The organism is Paenarthrobacter sp. MSM-2-10-13, from assembly GCF_011605365.1.
GTDB lineage: Bacteria > Actinomycetota > Actinomycetes > Actinomycetales > Micrococcaceae > Arthrobacter.
Window position 1 is genome coordinate 1 of sequence record NZ_JAAOXO010000003.1, and the last position, 16,135, is coordinate 16,135.

Annotated in this window: 13 protein-coding genes; 9 read left to right on the top strand and 4 right to left on the bottom strand. The window is 63.0% G+C overall.

Going from position 1 to position 16,135, the window contains the following annotated elements; all coding sequences use genetic code 11:
• Window positions 1-222: 222 nt before the first annotated feature.
• The 4 genes from HAV21_RS08405 to HAV21_RS08420 form a co-directional block, all read right to left on the bottom strand.
• Window positions 223-1,401: an adenylate/guanylate cyclase domain-containing protein gene (locus tag HAV21_RS08405; RefSeq protein ID WP_142939782.1), complete on the bottom strand. Its 1,179-nt coding sequence runs from the start codon at window positions 1,399-1,401 to the stop codon at window positions 223-225.
• A complete protein-coding gene (locus HAV21_RS08410; RefSeq protein ID WP_166841385.1) occupies window positions 1,391-1,984 on the bottom strand; it encodes a PH domain-containing protein in 594 nt (197 codons plus the stop codon). The genes HAV21_RS08405 and HAV21_RS08410 overlap by 11 nt, the downstream gene beginning before the upstream one ends.
• Window positions 1,977-2,942, bottom strand: coding sequence for a biotin--[acetyl-CoA-carboxylase] ligase (locus tag HAV21_RS08415; protein ID WP_166841386.1), 966 nt, complete (start codon window positions 2,940-2,942; stop codon window positions 1,977-1,979). The genes HAV21_RS08410 and HAV21_RS08415 overlap by 8 nt, the downstream gene beginning before the upstream one ends.
• An 80-nt stretch (window positions 2,943-3,022) precedes the next feature.
• A complete protein-coding gene (locus HAV21_RS08420) occupies window positions 3,023-3,913 on the bottom strand; it encodes an NAD(P)-dependent oxidoreductase (RefSeq protein WP_166841387.1) in 891 nt (296 codons plus the stop codon).
• A gap of 216 nt (window positions 3,914-4,129) precedes the next feature.
• On the opposite strand from HAV21_RS08420, the gene HAV21_RS08425 reads away from it, so the two are divergent.
• The 9 genes from HAV21_RS08425 (at window position 4,130) to HAV21_RS08465 (ending at window position 16,135) form a co-directional block, all read left to right on the top strand.
• Window positions 4,130-5,713 (top strand): acyl-CoA carboxylase subunit beta, encoded by a 1,584-nt coding sequence (locus tag HAV21_RS08425; RefSeq protein ID WP_166841388.1) that lies wholly within the window; start codon window positions 4,130-4,132, stop codon window positions 5,711-5,713.
• Complete coding sequence (locus tag HAV21_RS08430; RefSeq protein ID WP_166841389.1) at window positions 5,710-5,955, top strand: acyl-CoA carboxylase epsilon subunit; 246 nt, start codon at window positions 5,710-5,712, stop codon at window positions 5,953-5,955. Before HAV21_RS08425 ends, HAV21_RS08430 begins: the two co-directional genes overlap by 4 nt.
• 66 nt (window positions 5,956-6,021) lie before the next feature.
• The gene (locus HAV21_RS08435) at window positions 6,022-7,704 is read left to right on the top strand and encodes a DUF885 domain-containing protein (protein WP_166841390.1); all 1,683 of its coding nucleotides are present in this window, start codon (window positions 6,022-6,024) and stop codon (window positions 7,702-7,704) included.
• Between the two features lie 305 nt (window positions 7,705-8,009).
• On the top strand, window positions 8,010-9,443 hold the full coding sequence (locus HAV21_RS08440) for a dicarboxylate/amino acid:cation symporter (protein ID WP_166841391.1): 1,434 nt from the start codon (window positions 8,010-8,012) through the stop codon (window positions 9,441-9,443).
• A gap of 92 nt (window positions 9,444-9,535) precedes the next feature.
• On the top strand, window positions 9,536-10,012 hold the full coding sequence (locus HAV21_RS08445) for a YbjQ family protein (RefSeq protein WP_166841392.1): 477 nt from the start codon (window positions 9,536-9,538) through the stop codon (window positions 10,010-10,012).
• Between the two features lie 135 nt (window positions 10,013-10,147).
• A complete protein-coding gene (locus tag HAV21_RS08450) occupies window positions 10,148-10,873 on the top strand; it encodes a TetR family transcriptional regulator (RefSeq protein WP_347877625.1) in 726 nt (241 codons plus the stop codon).
• A gap of 1 nt (window position 10,874) precedes the next feature.
• Window positions 10,875-13,400 (top strand): MMPL family transporter, encoded by a 2,526-nt coding sequence (locus tag HAV21_RS08455; RefSeq protein ID WP_166841393.1) that lies wholly within the window; start codon window positions 10,875-10,877, stop codon window positions 13,398-13,400.
• A gap of 119 nt (window positions 13,401-13,519) precedes the next feature.
• Entirely contained in the window at window positions 13,520-14,203 is a 684-nt protein-coding gene (locus HAV21_RS08460) for a Maf family nucleotide pyrophosphatase (protein ID WP_166841394.1), read from the top strand.
• Between the two features lie 60 nt (window positions 14,204-14,263).
• On the top strand, window positions 14,264-16,135 hold the full coding sequence (locus tag HAV21_RS08465) for a biotin carboxylase N-terminal domain-containing protein (RefSeq protein WP_166841395.1): 1,872 nt from the start codon (window positions 14,264-14,266) through the stop codon (window positions 16,133-16,135).

Genomic DNA, 16,135 nt, shown 5'->3' on the forward strand with positions numbered 1-16,135 from the left:
AACGATCCGAGGACAACACCAGCTGCACAGCTTCCTCACGGAAAGCCGCATCATATTTTCTTCTAGGACCAGTCATTCTGAAGTCGATCTCCCATCAACCTGTCTCAGAAAACCATACGGCCGCACACTTTCTTGAAGAAAGTGAGAGAGCGATCGGCTGGAACCCGCGGGACGTGAGAGAGCGTGCGGCTCGGACGGGCCGTGGGCGAGTCGGCAGGGTGCCTAGTCCAGCACCAGTCCCTTGCCCCGGCCGCGGGCCAGCATCACAGGATGGATCTCGCCGAAGCCACGGACGTTCTCCGACTTCTGGGGAACCAGGACGAAGCGGTCATCCTGGCCCAAGGCGGCGGCCGTCATGGCGTCCACAAGGACCGTCCCGGGCTGCGCCAGCGTGGTGAGCCGTGCAGCAAGGTTGACTGTGGGTCCATAGATATCGCCAAGTCTGGAGAGAATCCGGCCCCAGACCATAGAGACGCGGCACTGTGGAAGGATCTCGTCCTCCGTGAACGCCTGGGCAAGGGCCAGGGAAATTTCGGCTCCGGCTGCGGGAGTCTCCGCGATGTACAGGACTTCGTCACCCACTGTTTTGACCAGTCGCCCGCCACCCACGGAGATAATTTCAGCGCATTTGTTTTCAAAACGCTGCACCAATTGAGCGAGCGTTTTCTCGTTCATACGCCGGGACAGGCTGGTGTAAGAGACAAGGTCAGCGAATCCTACGGCCCGGGCCAAAGGCAGCGGCGAATCGTCTTCGTCGCCCTCCCGGCCTTCCTCGCTGGCCTGGAGTCCGGCTTCGGCCCGAACGGCAAGGCGCTGGACGCCGGCGTTGAGTTGGCGGCGGTAGGAGTACACCAGGATCTCTTCGAGGGAGTCCACCAGCGCAGGCAGCTGCGCCACCAGTTGTTTGCGCGCCACGGCATCAGGGATTCCCTGCTCGGACACCATGTCCTCAACCAGCGCTTCGATCTGCCACACCACCATGCGGTCCGTCATTTGACCGATGGAACGGGTCACGGAGATAGCGGCTTCTTCCGTCAGGAGGCCGGCCCGGACCAGATCCAGGATGCTGGACAAGGCAGCTTGGTCGCGTTCCGTGAACGCAACATCCTCGTCACCAAAGTTGGGGAACCCCAGCGCGCGCCAGATCTTCCGTGCGGACAGGATGGACACACCCGCACCGGCAGCAACTTCACGACGCCGGAGCTTGCGTTCTCCGCCAAGGAGCTTCGCCTCGAGCGCCTTAATAGCCAGGCGCTCCGCGGACATCACACCAGTGGGTGGGCCGGTTGGTACCGACGCCGGAGCAGGCCCGGCCTCAGTGTCCTCGTCCACGGAAGGCTCCGGAACGGCGTCGAACTCCTGGTCCAGGTCCTCGCCGGACTGCTGATCCTCAACGCTCATCTCTTCCACCATCTCTGAACTCCCACGGCAATTCTTCAAAATCTCTCAGTACTTCACCCTCAAAAACCTCACCTTGCGGGAGTTCATCCATCGCGTCAAGAATGAAACCCCGGAACTTTCCCACTTCAGGAACGTCGTTCATCACGGCTATTCCGGAGTGCCCGGTATCCAAGGATATATTCCCCGAGTGCAATGTCCGCTGGAGCATGCTCTGGTGGACACCTACATTGCGGATGGCCATCAGCGATACCTGCCAGTCATTTCGCCTAAACATTCCATTCCGGGCAAGTACGCGCCTGCTCGTCAGGATGTATTTGACCGAACGCCACCGCAACACCCGCCTGAGGCTGTATGCGGCAAGGAACCACCCGGCGAGTACCACCACGGTACCCATAAGCCACGGTGTCCATTCCGCCGTGATGAAAGGCGCAAGGCGCTGCGGGTTTTCCCTGACGATCCAAGCACAAGCAAAACCTGCAGCTGCTGGAACCGCAATGAAGGCCAGCACCGGAAAGAAGAGTGAGCGGGCCTGTTGGCGTGTGATGGTAATGACCTGCTCCCCCGGGAGTAACTCTTTACGCATAACCGCTTTCTGTGGCGCGCAAGTGCACCACATCACCGGCTGTCACAACGTGTTCCCTGCCACCATGGTCCACCACCAGCAACGAGCCGTGCTCGTCCAGGCGCGAGGCATGCCCCACGAGCTCGTGATCCCCAGGCAAATGCGCGCGCACTTCGCGGCCCAACGTCACCATGGCCGACTCAACACGCTTGTGCAGGGATGGGCCACCCACCAAACCGGCGGCGGGGTCCCCTTCGGAATTGCAGAAGCTGCGGTAGAGCCGCGCGAACCGTGACAGGTAGCTTTTCAGCAGCGCGGTGCGGTCCGTCGTCGTGGCCCCCTCCAAAGCAAGCGAGGTTGCCGTGGGTACCGGAAGTTCTTCCTCGGCCAAGGACACATTGAGTCCCACGCCCAGAATCACAGCCGGAACGGAGCCATCACCCAGCGGAGTCATCTGCGCCAGAATGCCGGCCACTTTGCGCCCGTTGACCAGGACGTCGTTGGGCCACTTGATCTCAGCGGTGATGCCGGCTGTTTCCTGCAGGGCCTCACGCAGCGCAACAGCAGCAAGCAGCGAAAGCCAGGAATAGCTCTGCGTCGGGACCGGCATGCCCTCAGCCGTGACAGGCCGCAGCACCACGGAGACCGAAACCGCCGATCGCTCGGGTGATTCCCAGTGGCGGTCGAGCCGTCCACGCGCCGCTGTCTGGTGTTCGGCGGTCAAGACGGAAAGGTCAGCCCACTTTTTGGGCTCCACCGTCACAGCACGCACGAGGTCCTGGTTGGTGGAGCCCGTGGACTGGACAATGTCCAGACGCGAGATGCCCGTGGCCGACAGGAAGTCCGGCTGCAGCAGCGACTCACGGTTCAGAGCCTCACGATCCAACGGGGCACGCGACTGCCCGGACGGAACCTCTCCGGACGGAACCTCTCCGGTCAAGGCCTGGGGTTCGCTGCTCTCTGGCTGTTCGGCATCCATAGCTGAATCCTATCCAGTTGCGAGGTCCCCGGAGGGTGGCTGCCCCGAAATGCGCCTGGGAATCCGCCCATGGAATCTACTCAGAGGAAGATGTCCGGCACCAAGCGGTCTTCAGGCGCGCCGAGACTATAAGGACTGAAGTCCGACACTCCGGCTGCGCGCAGCACCTGCTCGTCGGTGTAGAAGTTCCCGCTAGATGCCGAACCCGTCAACACAGCATGGGCGGCATCAGCCATGATTTCCGGTCCGCGTGCGGCCTGCACGATCTGCTGGCCACCGGGCATATTCCGGATCGCGGCCGTGTCGATCAAGGTGCACGGCCAGAGCGAGTTGACCGAGACGCCGTCGTGCTTGAGCTCTTCGGCGAGACCCAGGGTGGTGAGGCTCATCCCGTACTTGGCCATGGTGTAGGCCAAATGCATCCCGGCCCATTTGGGATCCAGGTTCAAGGGTGGGGACAGGGTGAGGATGTGGCCGTGGCTTGATTCCCGCAGGGCGGGCAGCGCCAGTTTTGAGAGCAGGAACGTGCCGCGGACGTTGATGTCCTGCATGAGGTCGTAACGCTTCATGTCCACGGCGTCGGTGCGGGACAGGTCGATTGCGGAGGCGTTGTTCACCACTACGTCGATGCCCCCGAAACGCTCGACGGCGGCGGCGACTGCTGCGGCGACGTCGTCATCATTGCGGACGTCCCCCACAAGCGGCAGCGCCTGTCCGCCTGCTTCGGTCAGCTGTTGCGCGGCGGTAAAGACAGTGCCCTCAAGTTTGGGGTGGGGGTCGCCTGTTTTGGCCATGAGCACAATGTTGGCGCCGTCGCGGGCTGCACGGGTGGCGATGGCCAGGCCTATGCCGCGGCTGCCGCCGGACATGAGGATGGTCTTGCCCTTGAGCGAAGCAGTGGCCACGTAAGGGGTGGTGCGTTGCGTTTGACCCTCTGTGGAGGCGGAGGAAGCGCCGTTGCTTGAAGTCATGCAGACACTCTAGCCCAACTATGTTACTGACGGGTAACATAGTGATGGCTTTGGCGTGGACGCGGAAAATTGTAGGGTTTCTACAGCGGTTCGCGGCAAAGGCGTCACTAGACTGGCCTGCGGGGCCTGTTCTTTGTACGGAAGCTACTTAAGTTAGCTACTTACCGAACCCGGGATTGCGCCAGCGAATATCAGCTACAGAGCCGGAGACACTTGATGAGCCACGATCTGACAACGACAGCGGGAAAGATTGCAGACTTCCGCGACCGCCAGGCCCGTGCAGAACAGCCTTCCGGCCCGGAAGCGATCGAAAAGCAGCACGCCCGCGGCAAGAACACCGCCCGTGAACGCATCGACCTCCTGGTTGACCCGGGATCCTTCGTCGAGTTCGACGCCCTCGCAGTGCACCGCTCCACTGCTTTCGGCATGGAAAAGAAGAAGCCGCTTGGTGACGGCGTTGTTTCCGGCTACGGAACATTGGACGGCCGCCTGATCGCCATCTACAGCCAGGACTTCAGTGTCTACGGCGGCTCGCTGAGCCAGGTCAACGGCGAAAAGATCGTCAAGGTCCAGGAATTCGCCCTCCGGAACGGTTGCCCGGTTGTGGGTATTAACGACGGCGGCGGCGCGCGTATTCAGGAAGGCGTGGCCTCGTTGGCCATGTTCGCGGACATTTTCCGCAACAACGTCCATGCTTCCGGCGTGGTCCCCCAGATCTCCCTCATCATGGGCCCGTGCGCCGGCGGTGCCGCCTACTCCCCCGCCCTGACCGACTATGTGGTCATGGTGGACAAGACGTCCCACATGTTCATCACCGGACCGGACGTCATCAAGACCGTCACGGGCGAAGACGTGGACATGGAAACCCTCGGTGGCGCCCGGCAGCACAATGCCACCACCGGCACCTCCACCTACCTCGCGTCCGATGAAGCTGACGCCATTGAGTTCGTCCGCGAGCTCCTGGACTTCCTCCCCTCCAACAACCTGTCTGAGGCCCCCGTGGTGGAACACGACCAGGAACTGGAACTCAACGACGACGACCTCTCGCTTGACGGCCTGATTCCCGATTCCGCCAACCAGCCGTACGACATGCGCAAGGTCATCGAGCAGATCGTGGACGACGCTCACTTCCTCGAAATGCAGTCCCTGTACGCCCCCAACGTGATGATCGGCTATGGCCGCGTTGAGGGACATACCGTGGGTATCGTGGCCAACCAGCCCATGCAATTCGCGGGAACGCTGGACATCTCCGCCTCCGAGAAAGCCGCCCGCTTCGTTCGCCACTGCGACGCCTTCAACGTTCCGATCATCACGCTGGTTGACGTTCCCGGCTTCCTGCCCGGCAAGGACCAGGAATTCCAGGGCATCATTCGCCGCGGCGCCAAGCTCCTCTACGCCTACGCCGAAGCGACGGTCCCCAAGCTCACGGTCATCACCCGCAAGGCCTACGGTGGCGCGTACATCGTGATGGGCTCCAAGAAGCTCGGAGCCGACCTCAACCTGGCATGGCCCACCGCCCAGATTGGCGTCATGGGCGCCCAGGGTGCAGTGAATATCCTTTACCGTCGCGATCTCGCAGCGGTGGCCGAAGCCGGCGGTGACGTCGAAGCCAAGCGCGCGGAGATCATCCAGGGGTACGAGGAAGAACTCCTCAACCCGTACCAGGCAGCCGAGCTGGGTTATGTTGACGCTGTCATTGCTCCGTCGGATACGCGCCTGCAGATCATCCGCGGGCTCCGCGCCCTCCGCGACAAGCGCGCGAGCCTGCCCACCAAGAAGCATGGGAACATCCCGCTGTGAGCGCGCCTAAGCACCGCGCCGATCCTGCGCCTGACCAGGAACCGGCCACTCCCCTGTTCTCGGTGGTCAAGGGCGAACCGACAGCCGAAGAGCTCGCGGCGCTTGCCGCCGTCGTGGTTTCCCTCGGCGGCCAGCAGGAAGCGGCGCCGTCCAAGCCGAACGTCCGGCACTGGGTGCGCCGCCAGCAACTGCGCCTTGACCCCACGCCGGGTCCTGGTGCTTGGAAGCGCAGCCGGGGCTAGTTCTCCGCGCTGTAGAAAAGTTCAACAACCCTTTCACGTAAGCGGTCTCACGGCTAGGCTCTGTGGGTGACTACTGCAAACACCCCCGTACGCCCCAAGTCCGCCATCGATGCCGTCGCTGACGCGTACACAGAAAAGCTGATCGAACTCAATCCCAGCTTCGCCACCACTCTGGGCTTGCCGGGACACGAAACCGAGTATCAGGACTACTCCCCTGCCGGTCTTGCGTCCCACGCACAGGCAACCAGATTGGCCTTGGACGCCCTGGCGGGCCTCGAGCCTTCCGATGACGTGGACGCCGTCACCTTGGACGCCATGCGCGAGCGCCTCGGCTTGGAACTGGAGATCCACGAGTCCGGCTGGGATGCGGCCGACCTGAACAACATCGCCTCCCCGGCGCAGGACATCCGCGCCATCTTCGACCTCATGCCCACGGACACGGTTGAACACTGGGAGCACATTGCAGGCCGTGCTGCCAACGTTCCGGGCGCGATTGAGGGCTACATGGTGTCACTTCGATCGGCTGCTGAGGCCGGCAAAGTAGCCGCCGCGCGCCAGGTGCAGATCGTCATCGAGCAGACCAGCCGGTACGCCGCTGAGGATGGCTTCTTCGCCAAAATGGCTGCCACCGCTGCCGCAGGGGGCACGCCGCTGCCCGCGGACGTTCAATCAAAGCTCGACGCCGGGACTGCGGCTGCGCGTTCTGCGTACAGCGCCTTGGGCGACTTCCTTAGGGACGAACTCCTCCCCGCGGCCCCGGAAAAGGATGCGGTGGGCCGCGAGCGGTACGCCTTGGCCTCCCGCTCCTTTGTTGGCACGGAAGTCGATTTGGAAGAGACGTACGCTTGGGGCGTCCGGGAGCTCGAGAGGCTTATTGGCGAGCAGGAAAAGGTCGCGGCGCAGATCAAGCCCGGCGCATCCATCGAAGAAGCCAAGGCCATCCTGAACAGCGACCCTGCCCGCCAGATCAAGGGCACCGACGCCTTGAAAGCCTGGATGCAGGAACTCTCCGATCGAGCGGTGTCCGAGCTGGCCGACGTCCACTTCGACATCCCGGACGTCATGCGGACCCTCGAATGCATGATTGCCCCTACCGACGAAGGCGGCATCTACTACACCGGCCCTTCCGACGATTTCTCCAGGCCCGGACGCATGTGGTGGTCCGTGCCCGCCGGCGAAGACACCTTCACCACATGGTCCGAAACCACCACCGTGTTCCATGAAGGAGTCCCCGGGCACCACCTCCAGGTAGCCACAGCCACTTACCGCCGCGAACTCCTGAACAACTGGAGGCGCAACGTCTGCTGGGTTTCCGGCCACGGCGAAGGCTGGGCACTTTACGCCGAGCAACTCATGCTGGAACTCGGATACCTGAAAGATCCGGGCGATCACATGGGCATGCTCGATGGTCAGCGGATGCGGGCAGCACGCGTGGTTTTCGACATCGGTGTGCACCTGGAACTCCCCGTTCCCGAGCGCTGGGGCAGCGGAACCTGGACCCCTGAAAAGGGCTTCGACTTCCTCAAAGCCAACCTCGACATCAGCGAAGGGCAGCTCCAGTTCGAGTTCACCCGATACCTCGGCTGGCCCGGACAAGCGCCGTCCTACAAGGTGGGGCAGCGTTTGTGGGAACAGATCCGCGCTGAGCTTGAATCCCGGGAAGGCTTTGACCTGAAGTCGTTCCACAGCAAGGCGCTGAACATAGGTTCGGTTGGGTTGGACGTGCTTCGCCGGGCGCTGCTGGGCTGAGTTGCCAGGTCCGCCCTGAGGCCGGACATCCTCGGTGTGCTGCTCCTTCGGCGCCAGGAGCGCACCCTTTCCCCCGTTGCGCACAAGAGGTTACGGGTGCGATCGGCGGAAAGTGGTGCGCTAGCGGGTGAAAGGATCGCAGCGCACTCGGAGATCATCGCCACACTGTTTCCGGGAATAACTTCACAAAAGCCCGCGCCGGGCCCGCGAATTAGCGGTTCACGATGGAGGGCAGCAGAGGGGTGGACGTAACATTTCTCAACGTTCGTTCGCTATGTTATTTGCGATGCACCTAACGTGTTCCGGTGAGCACCTCAACCAACACTTCACCAGCAGCTGGCAAGTCCGGCTTCCGGCTCCCCAAATGGGCCGGATCCTTCGGCGTCCAGATCATCGCAGCCCTCATCGTCGGCCTGGTCCTCGGCCTCATCGCCAAGTACACGGGCAGCACCAAGACTGCGCCCAACGGCCTCGGCGCGACGCTGCAGACGATCGGCTCCAGCTACGTCTCGTTGCTGCAAACCGCCGTCGTTCCTTTGATTTTTACCGCCGTGGTCAGCTCCATCGCCAACCTGCGTCAGGTGTCCAACGCAGCGCGCCTGGCATGGAACACTCTGCTCTGGTTCGCTATCACGTCGCTGGTCTCGGTGCTGATCGGCATCGGCTTGGGTGTACTCCTGCAGCCGGGCGCGGCCACCGGCATCACCGAAGAAGCTAAGTACGCTGGCAAGACCGGCGACTGGTGGGCGTTCCTGATTGGCTTGTTCCCCAAGAACTTCCTGGGTCTCGGAGCCAGCTCCACCGTCACCGAAAGTGCCAACGCCGCAACCACAGTCAGCACTGCCGTCAACTTCAACGTGTTGCAGATTTTGGTTATCGCGATCGCGGTCGGCGTTGCCGCACTCAAGGTTGGCAAGCAGGCCGAAGCTTTCCTGACATTCAACGCTTCCGCACTGGCAGTCATTCAAAAGGTCCTCTGGTGGATCATCCGCCTGGCCCCGCTGGGCACCATAGGCCTGATCGGTAACGCTGTAGCCATCTACGGCTGGGACACCATCGGATCCCTGGGCAAGTTCACGGCCGCCATCTACATCGGCCTGGCGTTGGTGCTCTTCGTGCTCTACCCCATCTTGGTACGCATTCACGGGCTGTCCATCAAGCAGTACTTCTCCGGTGTTTGGCCGGCCGTGCAGCTGGCGTTTGTGTCCCGTTCCTCTATCGGCACGCTGCCGCTGACGCAGCGCGTCACTGAGCGGAACCTGGGCGTCCCCTCCGGCTACGCTTCCTTCGCAGTGCCGCTGGGCGCCACCACCAAGATGGACGGCTGCGCAGCAATTTATCCGGCCATCGCGGCGATCTTCGTGGCACAGTTCTTCGGCATCAACCTGGACTTCAGCCAGTACCTGCTGATCGTGCTGGTCTCGGTCCTCGGTTCCGCTGCCACTGCAGGCACCACCGGCGCCGTCGTGATGCTCACACTGACCCTGTCCACGCTGGGACTGCCGCTCGCCGGCGTCGGCCTGCTGTTGGCGATCGACCCCATCCTGGACATGGGCCGCACTGCAGTCAACGTGGCGGGCCAAGCGCTCGTCCCGGCCATCGTGGCCAAGCGTCAGGGAATCCTGGACGAGACCCTCTACAACGCACCCCGCAACGGTGCCGCGTTCGCTGATGAGTTTGCAGCCGACAAGGCAGCAGCAGAAAGCAACGAGCGCGAACTGGCTGATTCAAAAGCCTGAGGCGCGCCCTTGTGAACCGACGCGAATCCCCCGGGGAGTTCTCCCCGGGGGATTTCCCTGATTAAGGGGCCAAGTCTGGATAGGCTCTGACCATGTTGATCGTCACCTCCAACGAAATCCCGGGTCACCGGATCGACGCCGTCTTCGGCGAAGTCATGGGCCTCACTGTCCGTTCGCGCGATATCGGCTCACAGATGCTGGCCGGCTTTCGCTCCCTGGGCGGCGGAGAGCTGCCCGAAATGACCAAGGCACTGTACGAAAGCCGTCAGGAAGTCATGGCACGCATGGTCAATGAAGCGCAGCAGCGTGGAGCGAACGCCATTGTGGCCATGCGGTTCGACACCTCGGAAATGGGCACCAACTGGACCGAAGTGTGCGCCTACGGCACTGCCGTCTATGTCCTGCCGCTGGGTGAGGGCGAGCCTGGAGCGACGGGACAGTCGGTCTACCTAACCAAGACGGCCGCTCAGCAGCCGGCCCAGCCGCAGCGGCCGGCCCAACCGCAGCGCCCCGAACAGCCGCAGCAGTTCACCCCACCCACTCCCCCGGCCCAGCCTCACCAGTTCTAATCTGAGGTTCCACGTCCCGCTCTGGTTCGCCACCCCGCCCTCCGCAGGCGAGGGCGACGAACCGGGGCGGGACTTTTCTTTGCCCATTTCCGGCTCAAATTGCGCAGAGTGCAAACTTGCACTTAGTGTAAGTATGTGACCCAAACCAATAGCCAGGAAGCGATTGCGGAGTCGCCCAACACTGCTGAGCAATCGACGCCCTCACGGCGCGAACTCAACAAGGCGGCCACCCGCAGCTCCATTGCGTCCGCAGCCCTGGACCTTTTGCGCAGCCACGGGCCAGGCAACTTCACAGTGGAGGACATCGCCGCCAGCGCAGGTGTCTCGCGGCGAACTTTCTTCAACTACTTCCCCAGCCTCGAAGCAGCACTGGCCTCCGTAGCCGATGGCTTCATGGACCACGCACTGGAGCAGTTCCGGCTGCGCCCTGCAGAGGAGTCGATCCTCGAATCCGCCCAGGCAGCCCTCATGGCGCTGGCCGATCCAATGTCCGTGGCGCCCATGGCTGAACTGTTCAGTCTGACCCAGGACAACCGACAGCTTGCACGCTCCGAGCTTGAAGCCTGGGAGCACTGCACAGCGCAGATCATTGACGCCGCCCGCGGCAGGCTCGGCGCCGGGATCAGTGAACTCTACCTTCACGCCCTGGCGGGATCCGTCATCTCCTGCGGCAAAGCAGCCATGACCGTCTGGTTCATCGAACGCGGACCCGACCTCTCACAGGAATCCCTGGCGGTCCTTCGCCAGCACCTCATCGATGCGATGGGTCTTCTCGGTGCCGGCTTCGCGCCGCCGTCGAACGCTTTCTCCACCGTCACTACGGCTCCCCCTTCCGTTCCAACCACCAAAGATCGGTTCTGACATGGCCTCGTTCCTCTACCGCCTCGGCAAGTTTTCGTATCGCCGCCGCTGGCTCGTCATCTCCATTTGGCTGGCCGTCATGGTAGCTGTAGGCGGCTCGGCCGCAGCATTCCACGGCACCATGTCCAACAACTTCACCATCCCGGGCACCGAAACCCAGCAGATGGCGGACAAGCTCAAGGAAGCCCTGCCTGAATCATCGGGCGGCTCGGCCAGCGTGGTGTTCGACGCCGGAGATGCCGGTTTCGACCAAGCCAAGAAGGACGCGGTTGCAGCCGCGCTCACCAAACTGGAAGCCATGCCTGACGTGCAGGGGACGGTCAACCCGTTCACCACCCAGGAGCAACTGGACAAGTCCGCAGGCGAGATCGCCGCCGGCGAGGCCAAAGCCGCAGAAGGCAAGGCCCAGCTGGACGCCGCCCGTGCGCAGTTGGAAGCGGGCGAGGCGCAACTCACCGGGGTTGAACAGCAGCTCGCTGCATCAGGCCTCACCCCTGCCCAGATTGACGCCCAACTGGCGCCGCAGCGCGCTGAACTTGCTGCCACCAAGGAAAGGCTCGACGCCGGAGCGAAGGAGGCTGCCGACGGCGCCGCCACGCTGGCGCTCGGCAAGCGACAGCTCGAAGCATCCCAGGGGCTCCGCTTTGTTTCCAGCGACAACAAAGCCGCAGTAGCGCAAGTCCAGTTCAAGACCTCCATCAATGCCGTTGACCCGGCTGTCCGCGAGGAAGTCCAGGAGATCGTCCACGGAGTCTCCTCGGCCGGCGTCACTGCCTACGCCAGTAAGGAAATCACCGAGGACGTCTCGGAGATCTTCGGCATCGCTGAAATTGTGGGCGTCGCAGTCGCAGCTCTAGTCCTGATACTCATGCTCGGCACCTTGATCGCTGCCGGACTGCCGCTGGTCATGGCCCTCATCGGTGTTGCTGTGGGTGTTGGCGGTACGTTCGCCCTGACCAGCGTGATCGACATGAGCTCCATCTCGCCCATGCTGGCCCTGATGCTCGGACTTGCGGTGGGTATTGATTACTCCCTGTTCATCGTCAACCGCCACCGGACACAGCTTCTGGCCGGCATGGACGCCGAAGAATCCGCAGCACTGGCCACCGGCACCTCGGGCAACGCCGTGCTGTTTGCCGGTCTGACAGTCATCATCGCCCTGGCTGCCCTCGTAGTTCCGGGTCTGCCGTTCCTAGCCGTCATGGGTGTTGCAGCCGCAGCGACAGTGGGTGTCGCCGTCGTCGTCGCCTTGACCCTGACGCCCGCGGTCCTGGCGCTGATCGGCCCAAGGCTCATCTCCAAGCGCGCTTGGGCCAAGGCCGCCAAGCACAACGCCGAACCCGGACACGAAGCTGCCGATCGCGAACGTGAGGAGAAGCGCAGCAGTGGCGGCTGGGGCGGTATGGTCACCCGTCATCCGTGGGTTGCACTGGTGGCAAGCATCGCCCTGCTGGGCGCCTTGGCTCTCCCGGCTTCACAGTTGCGGCTAGCACTTCCCGACGGCGGCTCGGAGCCAGTGGATTCGCAGGCCTTCAAGGCCTACGACCTCACGCGCAGCAGCTTCGGCGAAGGTGTGACGGGACCGATCATCGTGGTAGGCGAATTCCCTGAGGGCCTCAGCGAGAATGACGCCAAGAACAAGCAGTTCGACGTAGCGGACCAGCTTCGCAGTGTTGAGAATGTGGTGGCAGCCGTGCCGGTGGCGCTGAGCGAGGACCGCCGCACCACCGTCTTCCAGGTCATTCCCAAAGAAGGCCCGGCCAGCGCCGGCACCGTGCAGGTGGTGTCCGATCTCCGCGCCAAGGGAACCGCGATCAGCGAAGACCTTGATGTGCAGATCGGCCTGACCGGTCAGACGGCAGGCAACATCGATGTTTCCAACAAGCTGGGCGCCGCTTTGCCGCCCTACTTGGCGATTGTGGTGGGACTCTCCCTGCTGCTGTTGCTGTTGGTCTTCCGCTCGATCGTGGTGCCGTTGCTGGCTACCGGTGGATTCCTGCTCTCGCTTGCCGCAGCGTTCGGTGCCGTGGTTGCCGTATACCAGTGGGGCTGGCTGGGAGGCATCTTTGACGTCGCCAATCCCGGCGCTGTCTTGAGCTTCCTGCCCATTATCCTGATCGGCGTGCTGTTCGGACTCGCCATGGACTACCAGGTGTTCATCACCTCCGGCATGCGGGAATCGTTCATGCACGGCGAATCTGCCAAGCATGCCGTCCGCTCCGGGTTCAGTCACGCCGCAGCTGTGGTCACCGCGGCCGCGATCATCATGGTGAGCGTATTCTCCGGCTTCATCTTCAGCCACCTCACCATGGTCCGGCCGCTTGGCTTCGCCATGGCATTCGGTGTGCTGATCGACGCCTTCGTAGTGCGCATGACCATCGTCCCCGCCGTCATGTACCTCCTGGGCGAGAAGGCCTGGTGGCTGCCCAAGTGGTTGGAGCGCATCCTCCCGGACGTGGATGTTGAAGGCGCCAAGCTGGAGCGGAGCGACCGTTCAAAGGCCGGCTCCGAGGAACTGGTCCACTAACGCTCACTCACATAACAACCAACAATCACGTTCGCTCTCTCACTTGCTTGAGGCAAGTGAGAGAGCGATCGGCTTAAGGGCGCGGGATGTGAGAGACGGTTGGTATTAGGCTGGGGACCGTGACCCGATTGATTCTCGCCTCCCAGTCCCCTGCCCGCACCAAGCTGCTCACCGAGGCCGGGATCCGGCACGACGTCCTGGTCTCGGACGTGGACGAGGACGCGGTCCAGGCGAAATACGGCGTGACCGATGCCCACGACACCGCCCTGCTCCTGGCCCGCGCCAAGGCAGAGGCTGTTGCTTCCCTGCCCGAAGCTGAGGGCGCGCTGGTGATCGGTTGCGACTCCGTCTTCGAGTTCGACGGCGAGTCCCATGGCAAGCCCTACACGGCGGAGGTGGCGCGGGAGCGAATGCTTCGTATGAGCGGCTCGCAGGGGGTGCTTCACACGGGACACTGGTTGGTTGACTGCCGGGACACCGCCGCTGATGCGGACGACGACGAGGTAGCGGACGGTTCAGACGCCGGAACTCCGGAAGGCACCGGAGCCACTGTTGGTGCTGTATCCAGCGCCGAGGTCCACTTCGCCCAAATGAGCACCAGCGACATCGACGCCTACATCGCCACCGGCGAACCCCTTCACTGCGCCGGCTCCTTCACCATCGACGGCTTGGGCGGGGCCTTCATCCGTAAGGTGGACGGCGACCCGCACGCCGTCGTCGGGCTTTCCATCTCTACTCTCAGGGACCTGCTGGTCCACGCAAACGTGGGCATCACGGAGCTGTGGGACACGAACCAGCAATAGAAGCGATTTGTAGCAACCCTACAAAGGAACATCGCCTCACACACGGAATCCCCCATCAATATGGGCGGAACCCTCACAATCGCGCTAGGCTCCTCAAGGACAGAAGGAGTCAACAACTTGTCAGCTAACCCGGCGCAGCCCATTTCCAGCCCTCTTACCAAGGTCTTGATTGCCAACCGCGGCGAAATCGCGGTCCGCATCATCCGAGCCGCCCGGGACGAAGGTATTGCCTCCGTAGCCGTTTACGCAGACCCTGACCGTGATGCCCTCCACGTCCGCCTTGCCGACGAAGCCTATGCGCTGGGCGGCAACACGGCGGCCGAGTCGTACTTGGTGATGGACAAGATCATCGACGTCGCCAAGCAGTCAGGCGCCGACGGCATCCACCCCGGCTACGGGTTCCTTGCCGAGAACGCCGAGTTCGCGGCCAAGGTCATTGACGCCGGCATCACCTGGATCGGCCCCTCTCCGGAAGCCATCTCCGCTTTGGGTGACAAGGTGCAGGCCCGTCACATCGCCGAGAAAGTGGGCGCTCCCCTGGTCCCCGGCACGGCTGACCCTGTGGAGTCTGCTGACGAAATCCTGAAGTTTGCTGAAGAATTCGGCCTTCCAATCGCCATTAAAGCCGCTTTCGGCGGCGGAGGCCGCGGCATCAAAGTCGCCCGCACTATGGAAGAAATCCCGGAGCTGTACGAATCCGCAGTCCGCGAAGCCGTCGCAGCTTTCGGCCGCGGCGAATGCTTCATCGAGCGGTTCCTTGACGCCCCGCGCCACGTGGAAACACAGTGCCTGGCCGATGCTTTCGGCAACGTGGTAGTTGTTTCCACCCGCGACTGCTCGCTGCAGCGCCGCAACCAGAAGCTTGTTGAGGAAGCCCCCGCTCCGTACCTCAGCGAAGAGCAGAACAAGCGTCTCTACGAGTCCTCCAAGGCCATCCTGAAGGAAGCCAACTACCTCGGTGCCGGCACCTGTGAGTTCCTGGTGGGCCAGGACGGCACCATTTCCTTCCTCGAGGTCAACACCCGCCTCCAGGTGGAGCACTGCGTGTCCGAGGAAGTCACGGGCATCGACCTCGTCCGCGAGCAGTTCCGCATTGCACGCGGCGAAGCACTTGGCTATGACGACCCCGAGGTCCGCGGCCACTCCTTCGAGTTCCGCATCACCGGCGAGGACCCGGGCCGCAACTTCATGCCCGCCCCCGGTACCATCACCACGCTGAAGAACCCCACGGGACCCGGCGTCCGGATCGACTCCGGCGTGGAGCAGGGCGACGTCATCAGCGGCAACTTCGACTCCATGCTTTCCAAGCTGATCATCACCGGAGCCACCCGCCAACAAGCGCTTCAGCGTTCACGCCGGGCCTTGGAGGAGATGGTGGTTGAGGGTATCCCCACTGTCATCCCGTTCGACCTCGCAGTGGTCACCGATCCCGATTTCGCTCCGGCGGAAGGCCCGTTCACAGTCCACACCCGCTGGATCGAGACCGAGTTCGTCAACAGCATCCCGGCGTGGTCGGCCAACGTAGCCGGCGCTGAGACGCCCGACGCCGGTGAGCGCCAGCGCGTGGTGGTCGAGGTTGGCGGCAAGCGCCTTGAGGTGGTCCTGCCATCCGGCCTGGGCGGCGGGGTGGCTGCTGTTGCCAGCGGTTCCGGCGCAAAGTCAGGTAAGTCCAAGAAGCGCTCCCGTTCGGCTGGCGCCACGGCTGCAGCCGCTGGCGGCAACGCACTGACCTCCCCCATGCAGGGCACCATCGTGAAGGTGGCAGCCTCGGACGGTGACGTTGTGGCCGAGGGCGACCTGATCGTGGTCCTCGAAGCCATGAAAATGGAGCAGCCGCTCACAGCCCACAAGGCCGGTACAGTACGTGGCCTCTCCGCCACCGCTGGTGAGACCGTTGCCGCCGGCGCGGTCATCGCCACCATCGAGGACTAA